This window comes from Streptomyces sp. NPDC002156 (assembly GCF_053593675.1).
This window is the reverse complement of sequence record NZ_JBSFDA010000148.1, coordinates 1-25,885: the sequence shown is the minus strand read 5'-3', so window position 1 is coordinate 25,885 and position 25,885 is coordinate 1. Positions and strand designations below refer to the sequence as shown.

General features: G+C 69.4%; 21 protein-coding genes. 7 read left to right on the top strand and 14 right to left on the bottom strand.

Features of this window, described 5'->3' with window-relative positions; all coding sequences use genetic code 11:
- Positions 1-52: 52 nt before the first annotated feature.
- From pyk to pta, 3 genes are all read right to left on the bottom strand, one after another.
- The gene (gene pyk, locus ACWCRB_RS38580; RefSeq protein ID WP_451000512.1) at positions 53-1,483 is read right to left on the bottom strand and encodes a pyruvate kinase; all 1,431 of its coding nucleotides are present in this window, start codon (positions 1,481-1,483) and stop codon (positions 53-55) included.
- Positions 1,484-1,624: 141 nt separating this feature from the next.
- Complete coding sequence (locus tag ACWCRB_RS38575) at positions 1,625-2,869, bottom strand: acetate kinase (RefSeq protein WP_451000511.1); 1,245 nt, start codon at positions 2,867-2,869, stop codon at positions 1,625-1,627.
- Complete coding sequence (pta, locus tag ACWCRB_RS38570; protein ID WP_451000510.1) at positions 2,866-4,971, bottom strand: phosphate acetyltransferase; 2,106 nt, start codon at positions 4,969-4,971, stop codon at positions 2,866-2,868. The genes ACWCRB_RS38575 and pta overlap by 4 nt, the downstream gene beginning before the upstream one ends.
- A gap of 179 nt (positions 4,972-5,150) precedes the next feature.
- Here pta and ACWCRB_RS38565 point away from each other — a divergent pair, with 179 nt between their 5' ends.
- Positions 5,151-6,176 carry an ATP-dependent 6-phosphofructokinase gene (locus tag ACWCRB_RS38565; protein ID WP_369035643.1) on the top strand — a complete coding sequence of 342 codons (1,026 nt, stop codon included), beginning with the start codon at positions 5,151-5,153 and terminating at the stop codon, positions 6,174-6,176.
- A 13-nt stretch (positions 6,177-6,189) separates the two neighbouring features.
- Here ACWCRB_RS38565 and ACWCRB_RS38560 read toward each other — a convergent pair whose 3' ends face one another.
- Positions 6,190-6,894: a helix-turn-helix domain-containing protein gene (locus tag ACWCRB_RS38560; RefSeq protein ID WP_451000515.1), complete on the bottom strand. Its 705-nt coding sequence runs from the start codon at positions 6,892-6,894 to the stop codon at positions 6,190-6,192.
- A 499-nt stretch (positions 6,895-7,393) separates the two neighbouring features.
- Between ACWCRB_RS38560 and ACWCRB_RS38555 the strand changes: the two genes are divergently transcribed.
- Entirely contained in the window at positions 7,394-7,867 is a 474-nt protein-coding gene (locus ACWCRB_RS38555) for a PPOX class F420-dependent oxidoreductase (protein WP_451000509.1), read from the top strand.
- 23 nt (positions 7,868-7,890) lie between these two features.
- Here the strand turns inward: ACWCRB_RS38555 and ACWCRB_RS38550 are convergent, their stop codons facing one another.
- On the bottom strand, positions 7,891-8,082 hold the full coding sequence (locus ACWCRB_RS38550; RefSeq protein ID WP_451000508.1) for a hypothetical protein: 192 nt from the start codon (positions 8,080-8,082) through the stop codon (positions 7,891-7,893).
- A gap of 9 nt (positions 8,083-8,091) precedes the next feature.
- Entirely contained in the window at positions 8,092-8,943 is an 852-nt protein-coding gene (locus ACWCRB_RS38545; protein WP_451000507.1) for a helix-turn-helix domain-containing protein, read from the bottom strand.
- Between the two features lie 279 nt (positions 8,944-9,222).
- Here ACWCRB_RS38545 and ACWCRB_RS38540 point away from each other — a divergent pair, with 279 nt between their 5' ends.
- Complete coding sequence (locus tag ACWCRB_RS38540) at positions 9,223-9,735, top strand: ATP-binding protein (protein ID WP_451000506.1); 513 nt, start codon at positions 9,223-9,225, stop codon at positions 9,733-9,735.
- A 19-nt stretch (positions 9,736-9,754) separates the two neighbouring features.
- On the opposite strand, the gene ACWCRB_RS38535 is transcribed toward ACWCRB_RS38540, so the two are convergent.
- Complete coding sequence (locus ACWCRB_RS38535) at positions 9,755-11,659, bottom strand: tetratricopeptide repeat protein (protein ID WP_451000514.1); 1,905 nt, start codon at positions 11,657-11,659, stop codon at positions 9,755-9,757.
- Positions 11,660-11,843: 184 nt separating this feature from the next.
- Positions 11,844-12,710, bottom strand: coding sequence for a 5'-methylthioadenosine/S-adenosylhomocysteine nucleosidase family protein (locus ACWCRB_RS38530; protein WP_451000505.1), 867 nt, complete (start codon positions 12,708-12,710; stop codon positions 11,844-11,846).
- 74 nt (positions 12,711-12,784) lie between these two features.
- Between ACWCRB_RS38530 and ACWCRB_RS38525 the strand changes: the two genes are divergently transcribed.
- Positions 12,785-14,887: a tetratricopeptide repeat protein gene (locus tag ACWCRB_RS38525; RefSeq protein WP_451000504.1), complete on the top strand. Its 2,103-nt coding sequence runs from the start codon at positions 12,785-12,787 to the stop codon at positions 14,885-14,887.
- A gap of 21 nt (positions 14,888-14,908) precedes the next feature.
- Here ACWCRB_RS38525 and ACWCRB_RS38520 read toward each other — a convergent pair whose 3' ends face one another.
- From ACWCRB_RS38520 to ACWCRB_RS38510, 3 genes are read right to left on the bottom strand one after another with little or no spacing between them, the layout of a single operon-like run.
- Positions 14,909-15,748 carry a carbohydrate ABC transporter permease gene (locus ACWCRB_RS38520; RefSeq protein WP_451000503.1) on the bottom strand — a complete coding sequence of 280 codons (840 nt, stop codon included), beginning with the start codon at positions 15,746-15,748 and terminating at the stop codon, positions 14,909-14,911.
- Between the two features lie 5 nt (positions 15,749-15,753).
- Positions 15,754-16,632, bottom strand: a complete 879-nt coding sequence (locus ACWCRB_RS38515) for a carbohydrate ABC transporter permease (RefSeq protein WP_451000502.1) — start codon at positions 16,630-16,632, stop codon at positions 15,754-15,756.
- Positions 16,629-18,029, bottom strand: a complete 1,401-nt coding sequence (locus ACWCRB_RS38510) for an extracellular solute-binding protein (protein WP_451000501.1) — start codon at positions 18,027-18,029, stop codon at positions 16,629-16,631. Before ACWCRB_RS38510 ends, ACWCRB_RS38515 begins: the two co-directional genes overlap by 4 nt.
- Before the next feature lie 75 nt (positions 18,030-18,104).
- Here ACWCRB_RS38510 and ACWCRB_RS38505 point away from each other — a divergent pair, with 75 nt between their 5' ends.
- Entirely contained in the window at positions 18,105-18,665 is a 561-nt protein-coding gene (locus ACWCRB_RS38505) for a hypothetical protein (RefSeq protein WP_451000500.1), read from the top strand.
- A 3-nt stretch (positions 18,666-18,668) separates the two neighbouring features.
- Here ACWCRB_RS38505 and ACWCRB_RS38500 read toward each other — a convergent pair whose 3' ends face one another.
- Both ACWCRB_RS38500 and ACWCRB_RS38495 read right to left on the bottom strand, forming a co-directional pair.
- Positions 18,669-19,385 (bottom strand): response regulator, encoded by a 717-nt coding sequence (locus ACWCRB_RS38500; protein WP_451000499.1) that lies wholly within the window; start codon positions 19,383-19,385, stop codon positions 18,669-18,671.
- On the bottom strand, positions 19,382-21,301 hold the full coding sequence (locus ACWCRB_RS38495) for an ATP-binding protein (protein ID WP_451000498.1): 1,920 nt from the start codon (positions 21,299-21,301) through the stop codon (positions 19,382-19,384). The genes ACWCRB_RS38500 and ACWCRB_RS38495 overlap by 4 nt, the downstream gene beginning before the upstream one ends.
- 205 nt (positions 21,302-21,506) lie before the next feature.
- On the opposite strand from ACWCRB_RS38495, the gene ACWCRB_RS38490 reads away from it, so the two are divergent.
- The gene (locus tag ACWCRB_RS38490; protein WP_451000513.1) at positions 21,507-22,943 is read left to right on the top strand and encodes a cation:dicarboxylate symporter family transporter; all 1,437 of its coding nucleotides are present in this window, start codon (positions 21,507-21,509) and stop codon (positions 22,941-22,943) included.
- Positions 22,944-23,346: 403 nt separating this feature from the next.
- Here the strand turns inward: ACWCRB_RS38490 and ACWCRB_RS38485 are convergent, their stop codons facing one another.
- Complete coding sequence (locus ACWCRB_RS38485) at positions 23,347-23,964, bottom strand: TetR/AcrR family transcriptional regulator (RefSeq protein ID WP_451000497.1); 618 nt, start codon at positions 23,962-23,964, stop codon at positions 23,347-23,349.
- A 112-nt stretch (positions 23,965-24,076) separates the two neighbouring features.
- On the opposite strand from ACWCRB_RS38485, the gene ACWCRB_RS38480 reads away from it, so the two are divergent.
- A complete protein-coding gene (locus tag ACWCRB_RS38480; RefSeq protein ID WP_451000496.1) occupies positions 24,077-25,756 on the top strand; it encodes an MFS transporter in 1,680 nt (559 codons plus the stop codon).
- The last annotated feature ends 129 nt before the right edge of the window (positions 25,757-25,885 follow it).

The window sequence follows — 25,885 nt, the reverse complement described above, 5'->3', positions numbered from 1 at the left end:
CCTGGGGACCAGGGGGCGCCCTCACGGCCGTACAAGTACAAGCGAGCGCCGATCAGGCGTGTTCGCCCTCGCCCAGGTGATGCACCCGGACCATGTTCGTCGTGCCCGGGACGCCGGGCGGGGAGCCGGCCGTCATGACGACGACCTCGCCCACCTTGAAGCGGCCCAGCTTCAGCATCTCCTGGTCGACCAGGGAGACCATCTCGTCGGTGCTGTTGACGAACGGGACGACGTACGAGTCGACGCCCCAGCTCAGGGAGAGCTGGTTGCGGGTGCCCTCGTCCGTCGTGAAGGCGACGATCGGCTGGGCGGCGCGGTAGCGGGAGAGGCGGCGGGCCGTGTCGCCGGACTTGGTGAAGGCGACCAGGCCCTTGCCGCCGAGGAAGTCGGCGATCTCGCAGGCCGCGCGGGCGACCGAACCGCCCTGCGTCTTCGGCTTCTTGCCGGGGACCAGGGGCTGGAGGCCCTTGGAGAGCAGCTCCTCCTCGGCCGCCGCCACGATCTTCGACATCGTCTTGACCGTCTCGATCGGGTAGGCGCCGACGCTCGACTCCGCGGACAGCATGACCGCGTCCGCGCCGTCCAGGATCGCGTTCGCCACGTCGGACGCCTCGGCGCGCGTCGGGCGGGAGTTGGTGATCATCGACTCCATCATCTGGGTCGCGACGATCACCGGCTTGGCGTTGCGCCGGCACAGCTCCACGAGGCGCTTCTGCACCATCGGGACCCGCTCCAGGGGGTACTCGACGGCCAGGTCGCCACGGGCCACCATCACACCGTCGAAGGCCGCGACGACCGCGTCCATGTTCTCGACCGCCTGCGGCTTCTCCACCTTGGCGATGACGGGGACGCGGCGCCCCTCCTCGTCCATGATCTTGTGGACGTCGTCCACGTCGGCGGCGTCGCGGACGAAGGACAGGGCGACCAGGTCGCAGCCCATGCGCAGGGCGAAGCGCAGGTCGTCGATGTCCTTCTCGGACAGGGCCGGGACGTTCACGGCCGCGCCGGGCAGGTTGATGCCCTTGTGGTCCGAGATGACGCCGCCCTCGATGACGATCGACTTCACCCGCGAACCCTCGACGTCCAGGACCTTCAGCTCGACGTTGCCGTCGTTGATCAGGATCTGGTCGCCGCGCGACACATCACCCGGCAGGCCCTTGTACGTCGTACCGCAGATGGTCTTGTCACCGGGGACGTCGTCGGTGGTGATGACGAACTCGTCGCCCCGGACCAGCTCGACGGGGCCCTCCGCGAAGGTCTCCAGGCGGATCTTCGGGCCCTGCAGGTCGGCCAGGACGCCGATCGCCCGGCCGGTCTCCTTGGCGGCGGCCCGGACCCGGTCGTACCGGCCCTGGTGCTCGGCGTGCGTGCCGTGGCTGAAGTTGAAGCGGGCCACGTTCATGCCGGCCTCGATCAGCGACACGAGCATTTCGTGGGAGTCGACCGCGGGGCCGAGAGTACAAACGATTTTCGAACGGCGCATGGGGCGATCCTATCGGTTTGTTTCGCTTCGGAATATTCCGCCTGGTGGACGACACAGAAGGCCGCAGAAGGCATGGCCTGAACACAAAAGGGCGGGATAGCGCTCAGGTGAGGCTCTCCCATCAATATCCGCTCAGTGTCTTCAGTTGTCCGTTTCGGCGCTCGTTTCGCCGCCCGTTCCCACCAGCGCGTACGTCTGTGTCGCGATCTCCAGCTCCTCGTCCGTCGGGACGACCGCCACCGCGACTCCGGAGTCCGCGGGCGAGATCAGGCGGGGCTCCTGGCTCCGTACGGCGTTCAGGGTGCCGTCCACCGTCACGCCCAGGCCCTCCAGGCCGGCCGCCGCCGCCTCGCGCACCGGTGCCGCGTTCTCGCCGACCCCGGCCGTGAACGCGATGGCGTCCACCCGGCCGAGTACCGCGTAATAGGCGCCGATGTACTTCTTCAGACGGTGGATGTAGATGTCGAAGGCCAGCCGTGCCGCCGGGGCGTCCGCGCCGCCCTCGTCGATACGGCGGCGGATTTCCCGCATGTCGTTGTCTCCGCACAGGCCGATCAAGCCGCTCTTCTTGTTGAGAAGAGTGTCGATCTCGTCCGTGGACATTCCCCCAACACGCGTCAAATGGAAGATGACGGCCGGGTCCAGGTCACCGGACCGGGTCCCCATCACCAACCCCTCAAGCGGCGTCAGCCCCATCGAGGTGTCCACACACCGCCCGCCCTGTATGGCGGACGCGGACGCGCCGTTGCCCAGGTGCAGCACGATCACGTTCACGTCCTCGGGCGCCCGGCCGAGGAGCTTCGCCGTCTCCCGGGACACGTACGCGTGGGACGTGCCGTGGAACCCGTACCGCCTGATGCGGTACTCGTCGGCCGTCTTCACGTCGATCGCGTAGCGGGCCGCCGACTCCGGCATCGTGGTGTGGAAGGCCGTGTCGAAGACCGCGACCTGGGGGAGGTCGGGGCGCAGGGCCTGGGCGGTACGGATGCCGGTGAGGTTCGCCGGGTTGTGGAGCGGGGCCACCGGGATCAGGCGCTCGATCTCCGCGAGGACGGTGTCGTCGACGACCGTCGGCTCGGTGAAGGACTGGCCGCCGTGCACGACGCGATGCCCTATGGCCGCCAATTGGGGCGAGTCCAGACCCAGTTGGTCCTTCGCCAGCTCCTCCGCCACCGCCTTGAGAGCGGCCCCGTGGTCGGCGATCGGACCCGTGCGCTCACGGGACTCCCCGCCCGTCGCCAGCGGGGTGTGCTTCAGGCGGGACGTCTCCTCGCCGATGCGTTCCACCAGGCCCACGGCGAGCCGGCTGCTGTCGCGCATGTCGAGCAGCTGGTACTTCAGCGAGGAGGAGCCGGAGTTGAGGACGAGGACGCGGGTCGCGGTCACTGGTGGGGAACCTTCGGGGTGGGGGCGGAGTCGGTGGTCTGGGCCTGGATCGCGGTGATCGCGACCGTCGTGACGATGTCCGGGACCAGGGCGCCCCGGGAGAGGTCGTTGACCGGCTTGCGCAGGCCCTGCAGGACCGGGCCGACGGCGATCGCGCCGGCCGAACGCTGCACGGCCTTGTAGGTGTTGTTGCCGGTGTTGAGGTCCGGGAAGATCAACACGCTTGCCTGGCCCGCGACTTCGGAGCCGGGCAGCTTGGTGGCGGCCACGGTCGGCTCGACGGCCGCGTCGTACTGGATGGGTCCTTCGATACGGAGGTCAGGGCGCCGCGAGCGCACCAGCTCCGTCGCCTCCCGCACCTTGTCGACGTCGGCGCCCGACCCCGACGTACCCGTCGAGTACGACAGCATCGCGATCCTCGGTTCCACCCCGAACTGCTCGGCGGTGGCGGCCGATTGGATGGCGATGTCGGCCAACTGCTCGGCGTTCGGGTCGGGGTTGACCGCGCAGTCGCCGTAGACCAGGACCTTGTCGGCCAGGCACATGAAGAAGACGGAGGAGACGATGTCGGCGTCCGGCTTGGTCTTGATGATCTCGAAGGCGGGCCGGATCGTCGCGGCCGTGGAGTGCACCGACCCCGACACCATGCCGTCGGCCAGGCCCTCCTGGACCATCAGCGTGCCGAAGTAGTTGACGTCCGAGACGACGTCGTAGGCCAGCTCGACCGTGACGCCCCGGTGGGCGCGGAGGGCGGCGTACTTCCCGGCGAACCTGTCCCGCAGTTCGGAGGTCTGCGGGTCGATCAGCTGGCAGTCGCCGAGGTCGATGCCCAGGTCGGCGGCCTTCTTGCGGATGCCGTCGACCGGGCCGAGCAGCGTCAGGTCGCACACGCCCCGGCGCAGCAGCACCTCGGCGGCGTGCAGGACGCGCTCCTCGGTGCCCTCGGGGAGGACGACCCGGCGCTTGTCGGCGCGGGCGCGTTCGAGGAGCTTGTGCTCGAACATCATGGGCGTGACACGGTCGCTGCTGGGCGCGGAGACCCGCTTGAGCAGCTCGGTCGTGTCCACATGCCGCTCGAAGAGACCGAGGGCGGTCTCCGCCTTGCGCGGGGAGGCCGCGTTCAACTTCCCCTCCAGGGAGAAGAGTTGAGTGGCGGTGGGGAAGCTGCTGCCCGCCACGGAGACGACCGGGGTGCCGGGGGCGAGACGGGCGGCCAGGGTGAGGACCTCGTCGCTGGGGCGCTCGTTCAGGGTCAGCAGGACGCCCGCGATGGGCGGCGTACCGGCGCTGTGCGCGGCGAGGGCGCCCACGACCAGGTCGGCACGGTCGCCCGGCGTGACGACCAGGCAGCCCGGGGTGAGCGCGGTGAGGAAGTTGGGCAGCATCGCGCCGCCGAAGACGAAGTCCAGCGCGTCACGGGCGAGGCCCGCGTCGTCGCCGAGGACCACCTTGCCGCCGAGCGCGTGGGTGATCTGGGCGACCGTCGGCGCGGAGAGGGCGGGCTCGTCGGGGAGGACGTAACAGGGCACGGGGAGCCGGGAGTCGAGGCCCTCGGCTATGCCGGCGCGGTCCTCACGGGCGACGCGGTTGGCGACCATCGCGAGGACGTCGCAGCCCAGCGCCTCGTACGCGCGGTACGCGTTGCGCGTCTCGGCGAGCACCGACTCGGCGGTCTGGTCGCGTCCGCCGACGACCGCGACGACGGACGCGCCGAACTCGTTCGCGAGGCGGGCGTTGAGGGCCAGCTCGTCTGGGAACTGGGTGTCCGCGAAGTCGGTGCCGAGGACGAGGACGACGTCGTACTCGCGGGCGACCCGCAGGAAACGGTCGACGAGGGTGGAGACGAGCTCGTCGGTGCCCTGCTCGGCCTGGAGGGCGGACGCCTCCGGGTAGTCCATGCCGTACACCGTCGCCGGGTCCTGGGAGAGACGGTAGCGGGCGCGCAGCAGCTCGAAGAGACGGTCCGGGTTGTCGTGCACCAGGGGGCGGAAGACGCCGACCCGGTCGACCTGCCGGGTCAGCAGCTCCATGACTCCCAGCTCGACGACCTGGCGGCCGTCGCCCCGGTCGATCCCGGTCACGTACACGCTGCGGGTCGTCACGCGTGCTCTCCGTTTCGTTGCTCGGTTTCGTTCGACAGTACCTGCGGCGCTGGCCAGGGCGCCGGGTAGGCCCGTCAGGATCGGGGGTGCGCCGGGCGTGGAACAATTGGAGTGGCTCACCGGTACCACAGGCGATCAGAGCAAGCAGAGCGATCACAGCGAGCAGGAGACACAGCACGATGCGTATCGGAGTTCTCACCGCAGGTGGCGACTGTCCCGGCCTGAACGCAGTGATCCGGTCGGTCGTGCACCGAGCGGTCACGCAGTACGACGACGAGGTCATCGGCTTCGAGGACGGTTACGCCGGTCTGCTCGACGGCCGCTACCGCACGCTGGACCTCGACGCGGTCAGCGGCATCCTGGCCCGCGGCGGCACGATCCTCGGCTCCTCCCGCCTCCAGCGCGACCGGCTCCGCGAGGCCTGCGAGAACGCGCAGGACATGGCCCGCGAGTTCGGTATCGACGTTCTGATCCCGATCGGCGGTGAGGGCACGCTGACGGCGGCGCGGATGCTGAGCGACGCGGGTCTGCCGGTGGTCGGCGTCCCGAAGACGATCGACAACGACATCTCATCGACGGACCGCACGTTCGGCTTCGACACGGCGGTGGGTGTCGCGACGGAGGCGATGGACCGCCTCAAGACCACCGCCGAGTCCCACCAGCGCGTGATGGTCGTCGAGGTCATGGGCCGGCACGCGGGCTGGATCGCCCTGGAGTCCGGCATGGCCGCCGGCGCCCACGGCATCTGCCTCCCCGAACGCCCCTTCGATCCCGCCCACTTGGTGAAGATGGTCGAGGAACGCTTCGCGCGCGGCAAGAAGTTCGCGGTCATCTGCGTCGCCGAGGGCGCGCACCCCGCCGAGGGCAGCATGGACTACGGCCACGGCGAGATCGACCAGTTCGGCCACGAGCGCTTCCAGGGCATCGGTACGGCACTCGCGTACGAGCTGGAACGCCGGCTCGGCAAGGAGGCCAAGCCGGTCATCCTCGGCCACATCCAGCGCGGCGGCACGCCCACCGCGTACGACCGCGTCCTCGCGACCCGGTTCGGCTGGCACGCGGTGGAGGCCGCGCACCAGGGCACGTTCGGGCGGATGACGGCGCTGCGCGGGACGGACGTGGTGATGGTGCCGCTGGCGGAGGCAGTCACTGAGCTGAAGACGGTCCCGAAGGACCGGATGGACGAGGCGGAGTCGGTGTTCTAGGCGTTCTTGTCGGTCACGGGGGCGGGGTGTCGGTGTCGACCCTCGCCCAGAAGTGCTCCACGATCCGTTCGAGGAAGTCACGTCCGGCGTGGCTCGCCTCGGTCGCCGCCGAGCCGTCCGACCAGGTCATGGTGGCGGCCATCTGCCCCTGGTAGTAGCGGTGCAGCTCGTGGAGGACGCCCTCCAGGAAGCGCCGGTTCAGCGGCACCATCTTGTTGACGGGGCGGACGTACGCCTGCCACCGCGTCGTGACCGCGCTGCGCAGCAGGCCGGCGAGCTTGCCGTCGAGGCCGGTGAGGGTGAGGAAGTCGGCGAGCGAGAGTTCGAGCACCTCGGCGAGGATCGCGGACTGCCGCTCGGTGCCGCGCCATTCGCCGCTCTCCTCCATCCGTATGTAGTCGAGGAGTTCGAGCCCGACGGCCTGGGCGACGTCCTCGGCGGCGAGGTTGCGCGCGGTGCGGTGCTCTCGCAAGGTGCGGGGACGGCCGATGAGTTCACAGGGCGCGCACCACAACACGCCTGCGAGGGCGGTGAGTTCGTTGCTGCCGGGGGCCATGGCGCCTTGTTCCCAGGCGATCACGTGGTCGGGCGTGATGTACGGCAGCCCGTACGAGACCCGCATCCCGTACGCGACGTGCTCAGGGCCCATTCCGAGGGCCATACGGAGTCTGCGGGCGGCGTGGGCGTCGAAGGGCGGGTTCGGTGGTGTCGGCGGCATGGGCGGCGGGGGCGGAACTGGGGGTCGGCGCACGCGCCACAAGCTAGGGGTGCTGGGCGGCGGTGACTACGGTCTGTTCGGCCACAATTACGGATCGTAGGAAGCTACGGGGTTGGGGGTGGGGTGCGGGTGGTCGCGGGTGATTCCGGGTTGATCGAAGGTGGTGGGTCGGTGGCCGGGCGGGGCCTGTTCGTGGGCGTCCGATCGTGCGAACGGCAAGGTGGTGGGGCATATGCGCGGGGGTTCGGTGGGTCGGGTGTCGGTGGGCGGGGGTGCCTGCTGGTTCGCTGCCGGTTCGCTGTCGCTGGCGGGTGTCGAAGGTGTGTGCGGGGTGGTTGGGGCTTGGTGGGGTGGGTGACTGGCGAGTAGGTGCGGCGCGATCTGTGCGGTGGGTGTGGCTTGTCGGTGCGGCCTGTCGGCGTGCCTGTCGATGTGGGGCCCCTGACGTACCATCAGCGTTATTTCGCTTGGTGGTTGGGCTTCGGAGGGTGGTGGTCTTGTGAGTGGCAAGGCGGAGGAGGAGAAGGTGGCGAAGGTCGCGAAGGTCGAGGGGCACATACGGGAGCGGCTGCTGGCCCCCAACTTCTGGCACCTCGCGACGGTCGGCGCCGACGGGATGCCGCAGATCTCGCCGATGTGGGTCGACATCGAGGGCGACCACGTCATGGTCAACACGGCCATCGGCCGCGTGAAGGAGGAGAACCTCCGCGTCAATCCGAACGTCTCGCTCTCCCACCACGACCCCGAGAACCCGTACGACCGTGCGGAGATCCGGGGGCGCGTGGTGCGGTTCGTGGAGGGCGAGGAGGCGGAACGGTCCATGGACCGGCTCACGCAGAAGTACATCGGCGAGGAGCGGTATCCGTGGCTGCTGCCGGGGGAGCGGCGCGTGATGTTGCTGATCGAGGTGACGCGGGTGCGGCGGGTTGTGGGCGTCGAGCCGTTCAGGCCTGGGGTGTTGCCTGAGGTGTGAGGGGGGTGCGCTACGGGGGCGCACTAAAGGAGGTGGTCTGCTTTGCCGGCCTTGATGTCCTGGATGAGGGTGCGGAGGGCGTCTCGGGTGTCGGTGAGGTAGGTGTCTTCTTGGCCTGCGATGGCTATGTAGGCGTTGTTTTGGGGGTCGGTGCCTATGCGGAAGCAGTTGGCGCCTTCGGCGCAGAACGGTTCTTCCCAGGTGATGTCGGGCATGGTGACTCCTCAGAGTTGGCGGGCGATGGTGTGGATGAAGTCCCGTGACGCGCTGGGCGAGAGTGACGCGGCTTCCATCCAGTCCAAGTGGGCACGGTACTTGTCGAGTTGGGACTGGCCGTGGGTGAACTCGGGGCCGTGTGCGGAGTCCAGTTCCACGGTGTCGAGCTGCGGGACGGACCCCTCGGCGTAGGTCACCGCCTGGCCGGCGCCGGGGAACGCCCCTGCCTTGTAGGGGATCACGCGCACGCCGATGTTGTCGCGCTCGGACACCTCGCAGAGGCGTTCCAACTGGCCGCGCATCACTTTGACGCCACCGAACTCGATGCGCAGGGCGGCCTCGTGTACGTAACCGACGTAGGTGATCGGGTCCTCCCGGTACAGCACCTGCTGCCGTTGGAGGCGAAGGGCCACGCGCAGCTCGACCTCTGCTGGTGAGAGGGGTGGGAGTGCGGCGCTGAAGAGGGTGCGGGCGTAGCCGTCGGTCTGGAGCAGGCCCGGCATGATCATGGCCAGGCCCACGCGCACGGTCCTGGAGTGCCATTCCAGTTCCGCGATGTCCAGGAGCCCTGCGGGGACTTGCCCCCGGTACACCTCCCACCAGCCGCGCGTACGTGTCCCGACCATGTCGGCCAGAGCGTCGACGTACGCCTCGTCGCGGCAGGCGTAGTTGCAGGCGAGGGTCCTCAACCGGTCTGCGCTGATGGCCCGGACTCCGGACTCGATGTTGGACACCTTCGTCCGGTCCAGTCCGAGCAGCCCTGCGGCGTACTCCGTGGTCACGTCTGCGGCGATACGCATCTTGCGCAGTTCGGCGCCCAGGCGCTTCTGGCGTTCCGTCGGTGTCGACCTCGGCGGCATGTGTCATTTCCTCCAGCGGGTGCGGCGCAAGTCTGCCCCTCGGACGCCTGGTTGGTCCACCAGGCTAGTGGTAATTCCGTTGAGTAGGTGGCAAAAGGCCACCTGATGTGTCTACAGTCGGTGACGAGTCGCTTACGGATCGATGTCGCCGGAAGTGCATCGCGCGAGCATGCCTGCCTTCTCCTTCCCTGGGAGGGGTGCGCTCGTGCCAGGGAGACAGGCCACTGGTCGGGTTTACGTCGACTTCGCCAAGTCCGCTGCCCAGCAAGGGAGTTCGCCATGTCCGCATCGCCGGCCGTCTCGGCCTGTCTCGTCTCGACCGACCTCGCGGAGGTGTCGCCGCCGTCTCCGGAGTCGCTTGTCTACGGCTTCACCCTGCCTGCCGAGGCGGTGAGTTCGTGGGTTGCCCGGGCTACCACTCGGGTTGTTCTCCAGATGCATGGGCTGGAGGAGATGGCGGACGTCGCGGTGCAGGTGGTGGGGGAGCTGACGGCTTGTGCGTTTCGGCTCGGTGGGGACGGGCCGGTGTATCTGTCGCTGCGGTGGTGGGAGGGGGAGTTGCAGGTGGTTCTTTACGACGGGCATCGGAGGCATGTGCATCCCCGGCTTGCTGCGGCTTGCGATGAGCGGAGGGGGGATGCGTTGCGGGTTTTGGGGTGCGTGGTGGAGGGGGCGGGTGGGGAGTGGGGGTTTGGAGAGGCTCGGGAGCCGGGCGGGGGGACTCGGATGTGGGCGGTGCTGCCCTGGGCAGGGGCTCGGGAGTTTGCGGCGGCGGGGGTTGGGAGGGCGTGACGCGCGGGTGGGGTGGGTGCTATTGCTGCTCCTCGGCCCAGGTGCGGGCCTGGTCGGCTTCGGAGGTGTCGCCGGCCTGGGCGTAGGCGTCGGCGGCCCGGAGCCAGCAGGCGCGGGCCTCGGCGGGGCGGTTGGCGGTCTTATGGACGAGGGCGAGGCCGAGGAGGACGTGACCCGTCCTGTACCAGTCTTCGAACTCCTGGTAGATCTCCAGCGCCTTCCCAAAGCCTTCGGCCGCCTCCGCCCCCTGGCCCGCCTCATGCAGGGCGATGCCGAGGTTGTGCCACGCGCCGCCCTCGCGATGGCGGTCTCCGGTGGCCTGGTACAGGTCGCGGGCCTGGATGTGCGCCTCGACCGCGTCCACCCCCTGGCCCGCCCCCCGCAGGGCGATGCCGAGGTTGTTCCATGCGGCGGCCTCGCGATGGCGGTCTCCCGCTGCCTGGTAGAGGACGCGGGCCTGGATGTGCGCCTCGACCGCCTCCCACCTCTGGCCCGCCCCCTGCAGGGCGATGCCAAGGTTGTTCCACGCGCCGCCCTCGCCGTAGCGGTCCCCGACGGCCTGGAACAGGTCGCGGGCCCGGGTGTGCGCCTCGACCGCCTCCACCACCCGGCGCGCCCCCCGCAGGGCGAGGCCGACGTTGTCCCACGCGATGGCCTCGCGGCGGCGGTCCCCGGCACGGCCCGCCGCCTCCAGCCCAGCCCGACTCACCCCCACCCAGTCATCGAAATACCGCCGCCACTCCAGGTAGACCCCCAGGCGGGCAGCCAGCCGCCAGGCCATGGCCGCATACCGCTCCCCCCACCCCACCGCAGCCACCAAACCCGCCCGCTCCCCATCCAGCCACCCCAACGCCTCCCCCCGACCCTCGAACCGCCCCGGCACCGGCAACCCCGGCAGCCACCTCAACCAGTCATCAGCCGCACCCGCCCACGCGAGATAAAGACCCAGCACGCGCCCCCGAGCCACCTCCCCCTCCTCCACCAACCCCGCATCCCCTGCCACCACACCCACCCCGAACACCCGCACCAAATCATGCAACCGCCACCGCACGCCGGTATCCGAACTGTCGTCAGCTCTGACCGAGGCGACGAGGTGCGTGGCGGCCAGGTCCTCCAAGAGGCTCAGGGTGGTTTCCGTGCCGAGGTCGGTCAGGGTGGCCGCCACGTCCGTGCCGGTATCCGGGCCCGGTGCGAGGGCGAGCAGGCGCAGCAGGCGGGCCTGATCGGGCGGGAGGCGGCGGTACGAGGTCTCCAGGACCGGGCGGAGGGTGAGGGAGCGGCCGTACAGGTCGGTGCCGCGGGTGCCGTTGTCCAGTACGGCAGTTGGGTCCTCGGCCTGTTTGATCTCGGCCACCAGTGAGGCGATCCCCCGTGAACGGCGGCGGCGCAGCATCGCCGCGGCGATCTGGAGGGCGAGCGGCAAGTGGCCGCAGAGGGCGGTCAGTTCGTGGAGGGCGTCCGGCTCGCGGGCCGGTCGGTCGTCGCGTTCGTCGGCGTCGTGGAGGGCGCGGGTGATGAGTGCTGCGCAGTCGTCCGGAGGGAGTGTCTCCAGGTCGATGAGGCGTAGGGCGAGGGAGTCCGGGCGGTCGCGGGAGGTGATCAGTACCCGGTGGCGGTCCGTGCCTGGGAGCAGGGGGAGGTACTGGGCCGGGTCCGAGGCGTTGTCCAGGATCAGCAGCATGCGGTCCTGGCGCTCGGCGAGGAGTTGGCGGTAGGCGTCGTACTGGCGTGCGGTTGTCTGTGGCAGATCCGGGCCGCGTACGCCGAGGGCGTCGAGCAGGGCCAGCACCGCCTGATCAGCGGTCACCGGGTTGTCGTCGTAACCCCGTAGGTCTACGAACAACGTCCCCCCAGGGAACCATCCCTCGGCGCATGCCTGATGCGCCGTCTCGATCGCCAGTGCCGTCTTCCCGATGCCGCCCATGCCTGCGACGGCGAAGATGAGGAGCGGGCGAGCGGCGGCATCCGTCGGGTCGGGTTCCAGGTGGGGCAGCAGGCGGCCCAACTCCGCCGAGCGGCCGGTGAAGCCCAACGGTCGGGGCGGGAGCGTGACCGTCGCTACCGGTACCGGGCCGTGGGAGTGGCCTCCGTCGAGGCCTGCGTTCTCGTTACCGGCCGTCCTTGTCGCCGGGCCGGTGTCCGACGAACTTCGCGACAAAGGAGCCGTTGAACGTGCTCTGTCGGAAGTCGAAGTGGTCCCCTCCGTACGTCTCGGTGCGAAAGGGACCCTCCCGGAGGTCGGTGGTCTGCTTCGGGGTCAGCTCGCGGAGTACGGCCACGGCAGCCGCTGCTGCGTTTCCTGCGGCCCGGGGCTGCGAACCTGCCTTGTCGGCCTCCGACTTGTCCGGGTCCGCCTTGTCGCTGATGCCTCGGATGATCAACGCGCCCGCCTCACCGGCGAGTTGGACGGCGTTGGCCACGCCGGAACTCTCCATCTCGATGGCGGCGGCGTCGTTGTAGTGCTGGTGGATGTGCTTGGCGAGCTTGGACTTCCTGTCCGCGAGGAGTACGTCTCCGACGGCGATCGGCTTGAAGTGCGTCTTGAAGTCCGCGGTGTTGCCCAGGGCCTCCTTGGCTGCCTGTTCCAAGCGGTGCGAAGCGTGCCAGGCTTCCGGGCGGACCAGGAAACCCTCGGGGGTCTCCTTGCCGCCGTGGATCGAGTACACCTTCGTCGCGACCACGACATCGCCGATCCCGATGTCGTCCTTGAGGCCGCCCGCGACGCCGACGAGCAGCACGGCCTCGGGGTCCAGCCACGTCAGTACGCGCTCGGTGAGCGTCGCCGCCGTGAGTGTGCCTTCGCCCATGTTGACGAGGACCACCTGCCAAGGTGTGTCGGGGAGTTGGCCCAGCTTGGCCTTGGTTCCGTAGCGCGGGTGGGTGAGCGTCTCGATGTCCGTGAGGTGCTCCCGCACTGCGTCGTACTCCAGCGACAGCGCGGTGAGGACGGCAACGGTTCTCTTTGTCTCCGGCACCTTTCTACGGTACTTGGCGGGCGTACCGTTATGTCACACGATGTGCGAAGGCGGTACGGGGGACGGACGGCACGATGGCGACTGAGTACGACGGGGATCACCTCGACTTCCGGGGTGCGAAGGTCGAGCGTTTGACAGCGAAGGCTGAGTACCGCGAGCATGCGCCGGCGCCGAGTGCGCTGGACGCGCTGCCTGCTCGGGCGGTCGGTTTCACCGGGCGGGAGGCTGAGCTCCGGGAGCTGCTGTCCGCGTTCGACCCGGCCGCGTCCGGTGGCGGGTCGGAGGTGGTGGTCGTTGCGGCCGTCTCTGGGCTCGGCGGCATCGGCAAGACCGCACTCGCCGTACAGGCTGGGTACGAGGCGTGTGGGAAGGGTTGGTTTCCGGGCGGAGTGCTCTTCCTCGACCTGCACGGGTACGACGACGAACCCGTCACCGCCGACCAGGCCTTGGAGGCGCTGCTGCGGGCGTTGGGCACGGAGCCGGAGCACATCCCGGCCCGCGCGGACGAGCGAGCCGGGCTGTACCGCTCGGCCCTCGCCGACCGTGCCCGGGAACGGGGCCCCGTACTGGTCCTGGCCGACAACGCGTCCTCGCCGGCTCAGGTGCGGCCCCTGCTGCCCGGCGGCGCGGGACACCGGCTCCTGGTCACCTCCCGGGACCGGCTGCCTCAACTGGGGGCACGACTACTGGCGTTGGACGAACTGACGCCGGAGGAGGCCTACGACCTCCTCGACCGCGCCCTGCGGATCGCCGACCCCGCCGACAGCCGCGCCGCGGACGACCACGAGTCGGCCATGGCCCTCGCCACCCTCTGCGGACATCTGCCGCTCGCCCTCCAGATCGCGGCGGCGCTGCTGGTGGTGGACCGGGACAAACCGGTCGCCGAACTCGCTGCCGAACTCGCCGAGTCCCGCGACCGGCTCGACCACCTCGACGACGGCGAGCGCAGCGTCCGCGCCGCCTTCGACCTGTCGTACAGGCGGCTGCCGCCCGAGCAGGCCCGCGTGCTGCGTCTGCTGACGCTGGCCCCGGGGCCCGACGCTAGCGACGAGGTCGTCGCCGCGCTCGTCGGGACGGACACTCCTCCGGTCCGGGACCTGGAGGCTCTGGCTCGGGCGCATCTCGTCGAGCGGGGGAGTGGGCGTCGGCGGTGGCGGTTGCATGACCTGGTGCGGGTGTTCGGGGTGGGTGTGGTGGCGGGGGATGTGGGGTTGGTGGAGGAGGGGGAGGCGGCGCGGGGGCGGGTGCTGGCCTTTTACTACGCGTGGGCGGATGCGGCTGATGACTCGTTGAGGTGGTTTCCGGGGTTGCCGGTGCCAGGGCGGTTCGGTGGGCGGAAGGAGGCGTTGGGGTGGCTGGACGGGGAGCGGGCTGGTCTGGTGGCGGCGGTGGGGTGGGGGGATCGGGAGCGGTTTGCGGATATGTCCTGGCGGCTGGCCGCATGTCTGGCGGTCTACCTGGAGTGGCGGCGGTATTTCGATGACTGGGTCGGGGTGGGCCGGGCTGGTCTGGAGGCGGCGGGCCGCGCCGGGGACGGACGGGGAGAGGCCGTCGCGTGGGACAACCTCGGCCTTGCTCTGCGGGAGGTGGGCCGGGGGACGGAGGCGGTCGAGGCGCACACCTGGGCCCGAGACCTGCACCAGGTTGCCGGGAACCATCGTGGCGAGGCCAGCGCGTGGGACAACCTAGGCAACGCCCTGCGGGAGGCGGGCCGGGGAGCGGAGGCGGTCGAAGCGCACACTCGTGCCCGGGACCTGTTCCAGGCCGTCGGGGATCGCCACGGCGAGGCCAGCGCGTGGGACAACCTAGGCAACGCCCTGCGGGAGGCGGGCCGGGCGGCGGAGGCGGTCGAGGCGCACACCTGGGCCCGAGACCTGTTCCAGGCTGCTGGGGACCGCCGCCGCGAGGCCGGCGCGTGGAACAACCTCGGCAACGCCCTGAAGGAGGTGGGCCGTGTGGCGGAGACGGTCGAGGGGTACGGGAGGGCGCTGGAGATCTTCCGAGAGTTCGAGGACTGGTACTGGGCGGGTCAGGTACTCCACAACCTTGCCCTCATCCACCAGGTCGCGGGCCGCTCCGCCGAGGCCCGTGCCTGCTGGCTCCAGGCTGCCGACGCCTACACCCAGGCTGGCGACACAGCCGAAGCCGACCAGGCCCGCACCTGGGCCGATGAGTAGAGATAACACCCACCCCACCCCTCACCCTTTAACAGCCCCACCCAGAGCAAACCCCCCACCCAACCGCCGAGCCACCACCACATACAACAAAATCACCGGCGTCGAATAAATAACCGAAAACGCAGCCAACTGCCCATAAACAACCGTCCCCCGATTCCCGAAGAAATCATTGATGCTCACGCTCGCCGGCATCTGATCCGGCGTAAGCAGCAACATGAACGGCACGAAGAAGTTCCCCCACATCACCACGAACGAGAACACCGTGACCACCGCCACCCCCGGCCCCATCAGCGGCAGCACGATCCGTATCAGGGACTGGAACGCCGACGCCCCGTCCGTCCACGCCGCCTCCTCAAGCTCCTTCGGGACGCCGTCCATGAAGTTCTTCATCAGCCAGATGGCGAACGGGAGTTGGGACGCCGCGAAGAACAGGATCGTGCCCTGCATCGTGTCGATCAGGTTCACCTGAACGAACAGGGCGTACACCGGCACCATGATCGCCGTGATCGGCAGACACGTGGCGAACAGGATCGTTAGCAGGAACGGGCGGTTGAAACGCGATCTGAACCGCGACAACGGGTACGCCGCCAGCGCCGCGCACACCACCGTCAGCAGGGTTCCGCCCCCGCACAGGAGCAGGCTGTTGAGGAGCGGTGTGAAGGTGATCTCGGGGGTCAGTACCGCGTCGAAGTTGTCCAGCGTCAGGCCGTCGGGGGGCTTCACCCGCAGGTCCGCGTGCGGGTCCAGAGCCGAGAGGATCACCCATGCCAACGGGAGGACGAAAGCCGCCGCAACCACCAACAAGCCCGCATCCGCCGCCAGTCGGCGGCTCCTGCGACGGGACTTCAGGACAGTGGTCACCGCACTCACACCTCCGTCCGCAGCAGCCGCATATAAGCCACCGAGAACAGCGAGCCGACCACCAGCAGCAGCAACGCCACCGCAGTGCCGTACCCGATCATGCTTTTCTGGAAGGCCTGTTCATACATGAACAGCGGCAGCGTCTGGCTTCTGTTTCCCGGGCCGCCTCTCGTCATCACCCAGATCAGGCCGAACACCGAAAGCGTCTGCAGCGTGTTCAGCATCAGGTTCGTGCCGATCGAGCGGCGGATCATCGGCAGGGTGATGTGCCACATCCGGCGCCAACCACCCGCGCCGTCCACCTCCGCCGCCTCCGTGATCTCCTTCGGGATCTCGTTCAGCGCCGCCGAGTACACCAGCATCGAGAACGCCGTACCGCGCCACACGTTCGCGAACGACACCGCCAGGATCGGCAGCGTGAACAGCCAGTTCTGGGACGGGAGGTGGAGCCAGTCCAGGATCGCGTTCAGGGTGCCTTCCCTCCTGAAGAAGGCGTACAGGAGGAAGCCCGCAACTACCTCCGGCAGCACCCACGCCGTGATCACGATCCCGCCCACCAGCGTCCGTACCGGCTTCGACGCCCGCTGCATCAGCGCCGCCAGCGTCAGTCCCAGCGTGTTCTGGCCTATCAACGACGACAGGACCGTGAACACCAACGTCAGCCATACCGCGTTGATGAACGCCTCGTCCTTGAACGCCGTACGGAAGTTCTCGAAGCCCACGAACGACGACTCCGCCTGACCCGTCAACTGGAGGTCCGTGAACGCGATGTAGGCGCAGTATCCGATCGGGCCCGCGAGGAAGAGGAGCAGCAGGATCACCGCCGGAGTGACCGGAAGCGCCCGGGTCAGCGTTCGGGACAGGGAACGTCCCGTTGCCCTCACGGCTTCTCTACCACCTGGTCGCCCGTCGCCGACTTCAGCGCCTCGTCGTATGCGCTCGCCGCCTCCTCCACCGACGCGTCGCCCGTCGTCACGCCCTCCATCGCCTCCTGGATGGCCGTCGAGACCTTCGGGTACGCCGGATACGCCGGGCGGTAGTGCGTGTTCGCCACCAGGTCCGTGAAGAACTTGATGCCGGGCTGGGCCTCGACGTAGGCGGGGTCCGCCGCCACGTCCTTCCGCACCGCTATGCCCGAGTTGGCCACGTACCACTTCTGGGCGTTCGCCTTCGTCTGCATCGTCTTGATGAACTCGAAGGCCAGGTCCGGGTTGGCCGCCTTCGACGGGATCGCCCAGGTCCAGCCGCCCGACATGCTCACCTTGCCCGGCGCCTGGCCCGTCTGCGTCGGCATCGCCGCCAGGCCCAGCTTCGTCGACCACTCCGGCCATTCGTGACCGCTGCCCGGCAGCCAGTCCTGCGGGAGCCAGGAACCGTCGAGGTTGATGCCCAGCTTGCCCTGGGGGAGCAGTTCGCCGCGTACCCGGGTGCCGATGTTGGGGTCGAGGGCATCGGACACGTCCGGGCCCAGCTTCTCCTTGTACACCGTTTCGACGAACGTCAGGGCGTCCTTGAAGGCCTGGCTCCCCGCGATCCACTTCTTCGAGGAGGCGTCGTACAGGGGGTCCGGAGCGCCCTCGCTCCCCGTTCCGTACAGCAGCATCTCGAAGCCCTGCATGGTGGCACCCTCGCCCACCGGCTTGCCCGTGTAGACGTTCAGGGGGATGACGTCCGGCACCTTCTCCTTGATCGTGCGGGCCGCCGACAGGACCTCCTCCCATGTCTTCGGCTGCCAGGCCTCAGGGAGGCCCGCCTTCTTGAAGATCGCCTTGTCGAACCACAGGCCCCTCGTGTCCGTGCCGTCCGGGACTCCGTACGTCTTGCCGTCCTCCGCCTTCGCCGCCGTCTTCGCCGTGTCGATGAACTGGTTCCAGTCCGGCCACTTGGCGAGGTAGGCGTCCAGGGGCTTCAAGTACCCGCTGGTGATGTCGGAGTTGATGAGGAACGTGTCCTCGTAGACCAGGTCGGGGGCCGTCTTGGGGGAGCGGAGCATCTGCTGGATCTTGGTGTAGTACTCCGAGTCCGGCGCCTTGATCGGGACCAGCTCCGCCTTCTTGCCGGGGTTGGCCTTCTCGAACTGCTTCTTGATGTCCGCGAGATACGTGTCCATCACCTTGATGGAGTTGTCCGTCGACTGTTTGAAGGAGATCCTCACCGTGTCCGGATCGCTGCCGGAGCTTCCGCCGCAGGCCGTCAGGGAACCGGCGGCGATGGTGAGGGTGGCGGCAACGAGCAGGGACAATGGGGTAGTTGTGCGGGCTGCGGTGGGGCGCACGAGCACGACCTCCTACTGGCCTGAAAGCCTGTATGGCTGCTCGGTGAACGTAAGCCCACAGGGCCATGGGAAGGAAGAAGCGTGCCTGAGTCTCCGGAGTCACCTGGAGCAGGTGTCACTCTCGGGCAGCTTCTGCTCGCCGAGTACACGGTCCTCAAGGACGAGCAGAAGACCCGTATCGGCTTCCGGGACAACCTTCTCTACGTCACCCTCACCGTCGTCGCCGCCGTCCTCGCGGCCACCGCACAGGCCGAGCAGCCCGTCATGCTGCTCGCCCTCCCACCCGTGTGCGTCGTCCTCGGCTGGACCTACCTCATCAACGACCAGAAGATCTCCGCGATCGGTTGGTATGTGAGGGAGGAGTTGGGGCCCCGGCTTGGCCTGCTTGCTCAACTCACCTCCGAACAGCGCGCTTTCGGCTGGGAGTCCGCCCACCGCTCCGACGCCCGCCGCCGCTCCCGCAAAGCCGTCCAGCTCGCCGTGGATCTGCTCGCCTTCTGCGTCGTCCCGCTCGCCGGGCTCACCGTCTACTGGGGCGCCGGCGACATCAGTACCGGACTCCTCGTGCTCTCCGTCGTCGAGGCGGTCGGTGTGGTTGGGCTCGCCGCCCAGATCGTCACCTACTCGCGCCCCGGCACCTGAGCCCTACTGCCCCCGCACCCACTTGTACTGCAACTCCGGCCGCCCCACCTGCCCGTACTGCGGGGCCCGTGCCGCCCGTCCCGCGTCCACCAGGTGTTCCAGGTAGCGCCGGGCCGTGATGCGGGAGATGCCGACCTCCTCGGCGACCCCGGCCGCCGTGAGGCCCTCGGTGCTGGCCCGGAGGGTCAGCGTGACGCGTTCCAGGGTGGGGGCGCTCAGGCCCTTGGGGAGGGCGGCGGGACCCGGTGCGCGCAGGCTTGCCAGGGCGCGGTCGACCTCGTCCTGGCCGCTCGCCTCGCCCGCCGCCGCGTGGTACTCGGCGTACCGGACCAGCCGGTCCCGGAGGGTCGCGAAGGTGAAGGGCTTCAGTACGTACTGGACGACCCCGAGGGAGACCCCCTCCCGCACCACCGCCAGGTCCCGCGCCGACGTCACCGCGATGACGTCCGCGTGGTAGCCGGCCGCCCGGAGCGAGCGGGCCAGCTGCAGGCCGTGCCCGTCCGGCAGGTGCAGGTCGAGGAGGAGCAGGTCCACCGGCGTACGGTCCAGCGCGCGTCGGGCCTCCGCGCCCGTGTGCGCCTTGCCGACGGCCGTGAACCCGGGCACCCGGCCCACGTACATGACGTGCGCGTCGGCGGCGACCGGGTCGTCCTCCACGACGAGGACGCGGATCGGGTCGGTCGTCGTATCTCTGCGCTTCGTGTCTCTGGGGTCGGTCATACGTCCCCTCCAGGCAAGGCGGGCTCGGCAGGCTCGGCGGGTTCGGTCGGTTCGGCGCGGTCGGACGGCTCGGCGGGCCCACTGGACTTCGCCGGGCCACTGGACTTCGCAGGCCCACTGGACTTCGCAGGCCCAGCGGGCTTGGCAGGCTCACCGGACTTCGTCGACCCAGTGGGCTTCGCGGAGGTGTGATCCTCTGAAGCCTTCGCCGAGGTCACCGCGGGCGAAGTCACGGCAGGTTCAGCCACCGCGGGTGGGGTCACCGCGGAGGCGGCCACCGTTGGCGCCGCAACCTTAGGCAACGGCAGCCGCACCTCGAACTCCGCCCCTCCTCCCGCCGCCTCCGACACCGTCAGCGTCCCCTCGTGCCGGGCCACCGCCTGCCGTACGAGCGCCAGACCCAGACCCCGTCCGCCCGGCCCCGCCGGCTTGGTGGTGAAGCCCCGCTGGAAGACCGCCTCCGTGTGCGCCGGGTCGACGCCCGCGCCCGTGTCGGAGACGCGGAGCACCAGCAGGGAGTCCTCCGTGAGGGCTGTCACCGTCACCCGCGACGCGCCCAGGCCCGCCTCTCCGCCGCCCTGGGCCGCGTCCACCGCGTTGTCGATGAGGTTGCCCAGGATGGTGACCAGGTCGCGGGAGGGCAGCGTGTCGGGGAGGAGGCCGTCGTCGAGGCTGCTGTCCTCCGACACCACCAGCTCCACGCCCCGCTCGTTCGCCTGCGCCGTCTTGCCGAGCAGCAGGGCGGCCAGGACCGGCTCGCTGACCGCCGCGACCACCTGGTCGGTGAGCGCCTGGGCCAGTTCCAGTTCGGCAGTCGCGAAGTCCACGGCCTCCTCCGCCCGGTCCAGCTCGATCAGCGACACGACCGTGTGGAGCCGGTTCGCCGCCTCGTGGGCCTGTGAGCGCAGCGCCTGTGTGAAGCCGCGCTCGGAGTCCAACTCGCCCATCAGGGACTGGAGTTCCGTCACGTCGCGCAGGGTGACGACCGTGCCTCGGCGCTCGCCGCTCGACACCGGTGACGTGTTGACGACCAGCACCCGGTCGGCGGTCAGATGCACCTCGTCGACGCGTGGCTCGGCCGACAGCAGCGCGCCCGTCAGCGGCGCGGGCAGCCTCAGCTCGGCCACGGACCGGCCGACGACCTCCCCCTCGTCCTCGTCCAGGACGCCCAGCAGCTCCCGGCCGCCGTCGTTCATCAGCGCCACCTTGTACTGCCCGTCCAGCATCAGCAGCCCCTCGCGTACGGCGTGCAGGGCGGCCTGGTGGTAGTCGTGCATACGGCTCAGCTCGGCCGCGTTCATCCCGTGCGTATGGCGGCGCAGGCGCGCGTTGATGACGTACGTGCCCACCGCGCCCAGCGCCAGCGCGCCCGCCGCGACCCCGAACAGCGCCGTGACCTGGTCCTGGACGCGGGCGCTGATCTCCTCGACCCGGATCCCCGCACTCACCAGCCCGACGATCCGGTCGCCGTCATGGATCGGGGTGACCGCGCGGACGGACGGGCCCAGCGTCCCCGAGAAGGTCTCCGTGAACGACTCGCCGCGCAGCGCGCGCTCCCGGTGCCCGAGGAAGCGCTGACCGATCTGTTCCGGGTCGGGGTGGGTCCAGCGGATGCCCTCGGGGTTCATGATCGTGACGAAGTCGACGTCCGTGTCGCGCTGCACCTGGAGGGCGTACGGCTGGAGGAGCGTCGTCGGCTTCGGAGCGGTGCGGATCGCCTCGCGCACCGAGGGGGCGTCCGCGACCGAACGGGCGACGGCCATCGCCTGGCGGCCCGCCGCGTCCTCGGCCTGGCTGCGGTCACTGACGTACGTGAACAGTGCGTATCCAGCCACCAGGACAGCTATCAGCACGGCCTGCATCGCGAAGAGCTGGCCGGCCAGGCTGCGGGGTCCGGGAACACGGGGGAAACGCATGCTGTCAGTCTGCCTCTCCTTATAAGTGTGAACTAAATGAACGGAAGGGTGACCGCCCTCACAAGCCGTTAGATAGTCACCGCATCGCAGGGACGCGATTGGCGGGTCTTGGTCCGTTTTCGGTCGCTGCCCGCGACCCCGACGCACCACCTGATCCGCAGCACAACTTTCTCCCCATCCCCCGGACGTGAGCCGCACGCCGGTGATGCCGACGACGACGTCAAGGAGGGCAGCCGTGGCCACCTCATCCCCAACGGCACCTGCCGCACCCGCCGCGAAGCGGGACCGTACCCACTACCTCTACATCGCGGTCATCGCCGCGGTGGCCGCCGGTATCGCCGTGGGTCTGATCGCCCCCGACTTCGCCGTGGAGCTGAAGCCGATCGGAACCGGCTTCGTCAACCTGATCAAGATGATGATCTCCCCGATCATCTTCTGCACGATCGTGCTCGGCATCGGCTCGGTACGGAAGGCAGCGAAGGTCGGCAAGGTAGGCGGCATCGCGCTCGGCTACTTCGTGGTCATGTCGTTCGTCGCGCTGGGCATCGGCCTGGTCGTCGGCAACCTCATCGAGCCGGGCACCGGCCTCGCGCTGACCGACGCCGTCAAGGAGACCGGCCAGGCGCAGGTCTCGGCCGAGGCCAAGGACACCACCGAGTTCCTGCTCGGGATCATCCCGACCACGTTCGTCTCCGCCTTCACCGGCGGTGAGGTCCTCCAGACGCTGCTCATCGCGCTGCTCGCCGGGTTCGCGATCCAGGCCATGGGCTCGACCGGTGCGCCGATCCTGCGCGGTGTCGAGCACATCCAGCGGCTCGTCTTCCGCATCCTCGGCATGGTCATGTGGGCCGCGCCCGTCGGCGCGTTCGGTGCCATGGCCGCGGTGACCGGGTCCGCCGGTGTCGACGCGCTCAAGCAGCTCGCCGTCCTGATGCTGTCCTTCTACCTCACCTGTTTCCTCTTCGTCTTCCTCGTGCTCGGTGCGCTGCTGAAGATCTTCACGGGCCTCAACGTCCTCTCGCTCTTCAAGTACCTGGGCCGCGAGTTCCTGCTGATCCTCTCGACCTCGTCCTCCGAGTCGGCGCTGCCGCGCCTCATCGCGAAGATGGAGCACCTGGGCGTCAGCAAGCCGGTCGTCGGCATCACCGTCCCGACCGGCTACTCGTTCAACCTCGACGGCACCATGATCTACATGACCATGGCGTCGCTCTTCATCGCCGACGCCATGGGTACGCCGATGTCGGTCAGCGAGCAGATCCCGCTGCTGCTCTTCCTGCTCGTCGCCTCGAAGGGCGCGGCGGGTGTCACCGGCGCCGGTCTCGCGACCCTGGCCGGCGGCCTCCAGTCGCACAAGCCCGCCCTGGTGGACGGCCTCGGCCTGATCGTCGGCATCGACCGCTTCATGAGCGAGGCCCGCGCCCTCACGAACTTCGCGGGCAACGCGGTCGCCACGGTCCTGATCGGCACCTGGACCAACGAGATCGACAAGGAGCGTGTCGCGGGGGTCCTCGGCGGCCGGTACCCGTTCGACGAGAAGACGCTCATCGACGAGAACGACGGCTTCCACCCGGAAGACGGCGCCGACTCCGCCTCCGCGGACGTCCCCGAGCAGGGCGGCGAGAAGGAACTGGCCAAGGCCTGACCCGCCCGTCGACTCCGGTCCGTCGACTCGGGTTCGTTGACTCCGGTCCATCGGCTCCGGTCCGTTGACTCCGGGCGGCTGAGACGACCCCCCGTCTCTCAGCCGCCCGGGCAGTTTCCGGGCCGGGCCTCGAACTCCCAGGTCGGCACGGTATCGCGGCGACCAGCTTCGACGAGATCGACGAGATCGACGAGATACCCGATACCCGCAATCCATCTCCGAGCGGCTGGACACTCCCCGTGGTCCGGCCGCCCGGCCCGGGGCATCCGGCAGGTCCGCCGGAGCCCCGGGACCCCGAAAAACGCCGAGCGGCCAGGCACTCCCCCGAAGCCTGGCCGCTCGGCCATTTCTGTTTCCGGCACCAGCTCCAGTGCCAGAGCCGGTACGGCGGACGACCGTCGCCTCAGTCGCTCAGCTCGGCCACCAGCGCGGTGGCCCGGGAGGCGGGTACGCCCGCGGTCGTCAGCAGGGTGACCGCGGCGGAGCGGCCCGCCTCCTCCGGGGCCAGGAGCCCGTCGTTCACCGCCTCCATCAGCGCGAACAGCATCTGCTCATGCACGTACGCCAGTGCCGGCGCCGGCAGCGGTGAGCTGAACGCGCCCTCCTCCAGCCCCTGCCGGAGCACCTCGACACAGGCCTCGCGGACCGGGGTGAACCGGTCGCGGATGCCCTGCACGGTGACGCTGCGCTGGGCGAGCCCGACGAGTATCCGGTAGCGGTCGGCGACCTGCCAGACGGCGAGCGTGGTCCGGGCGACACACTCCGCCGGATCCTTGGCACCCGCGCGCCCCTCGGCGTACGCGGCGGCCACCGCCTCGACCGCGCCGTCGAGCAGCGTGCTGATCAGCGCCTCCCGGCTGGGGAAATGCCCGTACACGGTCCGTCGTACGACACCTGCGGCGCGCGCGATCTGGTCCATCGAGGCGTCGGGGTCGCGCAACAGCTCCGCGAGGGCGACGTCGAGTATGCGGTGGCGGTTGGCGTCGGCGCGGCTGCTGGTGCCCGTGGTCATGGCTGACATTGTGCCTCCCCTTCCCTCTATTTGCACAGCGCTGTGCATCCGAGTAAATTGCACACTGTCGTGCAACTGCACGGTGGTGTGCAAAATGATCGAGGAAGGTGACCCCGCAGCCATGCGACTTGTCATGTCGGAACCCGTCGAGCGGATGGACCGCCCCTACGCCCGGCGCTGGTGGGCGCTCCTCGTGCTCTGCCTCAGTCTGCTGATGATCGTGATGGCGAACACCGCCCTCACCGTCGCCGCGCCCGACATGACCCAGGACCTGGGCCTCTCCAGCGCCGACCTCCAGTGGGTCATAGACGGTTACACCGTCCCGTACGCGGCCCTGATGCTGCTGCTCGGCGCGATCGGCGACAAGTACAGCCGGCGCGGGGCGCTCGTGCTCGGCCTGGTCGTCTTCGGGGGAGGGGCCGTCGCCGGGTCGCTGGTCGACAGCGGCACCGGGGTCATCGCGGCCCGTGCCGTCATGGGTGTCGGCGCCGCGCTGATCATGCCCGCGACGCTCTCCCTCCTCGCCGCGACCTTCCCGCGCGCCGAACGCGCCAAGGCGATCACCCTGTGGACCGCCACCGCCGGACTCGCCATCGCGGCCGGGCCGCTGGTCGCGGGCGCGCTGCTGGAGAACCACGGCTGGGCGTCGACGTTCCTGATCAACGTGCCGATCGTCGTGCTCGCCATCGTCGGCGCCTTCGTCCTCGTACCGCCGTCCAAGGCCGGCCACCAGGACCGGATCGACTACGTCGGCGGGCTGCTGTCGGTGGTGTGGATCGCCGCGCTCGTGTACATGATCATCGAGGGGCCGCACTTCGGGTGGGGCGCCAAGGCGATCACGGCGGCGGTGGCGGCGGGGCTGGGCCTGGTCCTCTTCGTGGTCTGGGAGCTGCGCCACCCGCGCCCCGTCCTCGACGTACGCCGTTTCACCCAGCGCCGGTTCGCGGGCTCGAACCTGGCGGTCGCTCTCTTCTTCCTGGCGGTCTTCGGCGCGTTCTACTACTTGACCCAGCACCTCCAGTTCGTCCTCGGCTACGACGCCCTGGACACCGGGCTGCGCATGCTGCCCCTCGCGGGCGCGGTTTTCGTGGGCTCGGCGCTCACCGGCTATCTCACCCCGCGCATCGGCATGAAGATCACGGTCACAGCGGGCATGGTCGGCGGTACGGCGGCCCTCGCACTGCTCTCGCAGGTCGACTCCGGTTCGTCGTACGGGGATTTCGTCGCCTCTCTTGTCATCCTCGGCCTCGCGATTGGCCTCGCTCTCTCCCCGTGCACGGACGCGATCATGGGGGCGTTTCCCGAGTCCCAGCTGGGCGTCGGCGGTGCGGTGAACGACACCTCGCTGGAGCTGGGCGGTTCGCTCGGCATCGCGGTCCTCGGCTCGCTGCTCTCGACGTCGTACGCCTCTCATCTGACCGACGCGACGGCTGGTAGCAAGCTGTCGGCGAGTGCGCTTGAGCAGGCGCAGGATTCGGTGGGTGCGGGGTATCAGGTGGCCCAGGCGATCGGCGAGCAGGCTCAGCAGGTCGCGGCGCGTGCGGCGAGTGCGGGGACGCCTGAACAGGCGGCCGAGTTGAAGGCGCAGGCCACTCAACTTGCCCAGGGAGCACGTCAGATGGCGGACGCGGTCGGGTCGTCCTTCTCGGATGCGGTGGCGTACACGAGTCTGATCGGGGCGGTGATTCTGGGGGTGGGGACGGTGCTGGTTGCTTTCCTGCTGCCGGGGAGGGGGAGTGGTTCGGAGGGGGCGGAGGAGGAAGTGGCCGAGGGGGCGGAGCTGGTGGGCGCGGGGCGGTGAGGCGAGGTTGGGGCGGCGGGGGTTGTGTTTCTTCGCCCCCGCCGCCCCTACCCATTCCCATCCCTGGGGGCTGCCGCCCCCAGACCCCCCTTGTCGCGCTGAACGCGCTCGTCCTCAAACGCCGGACGG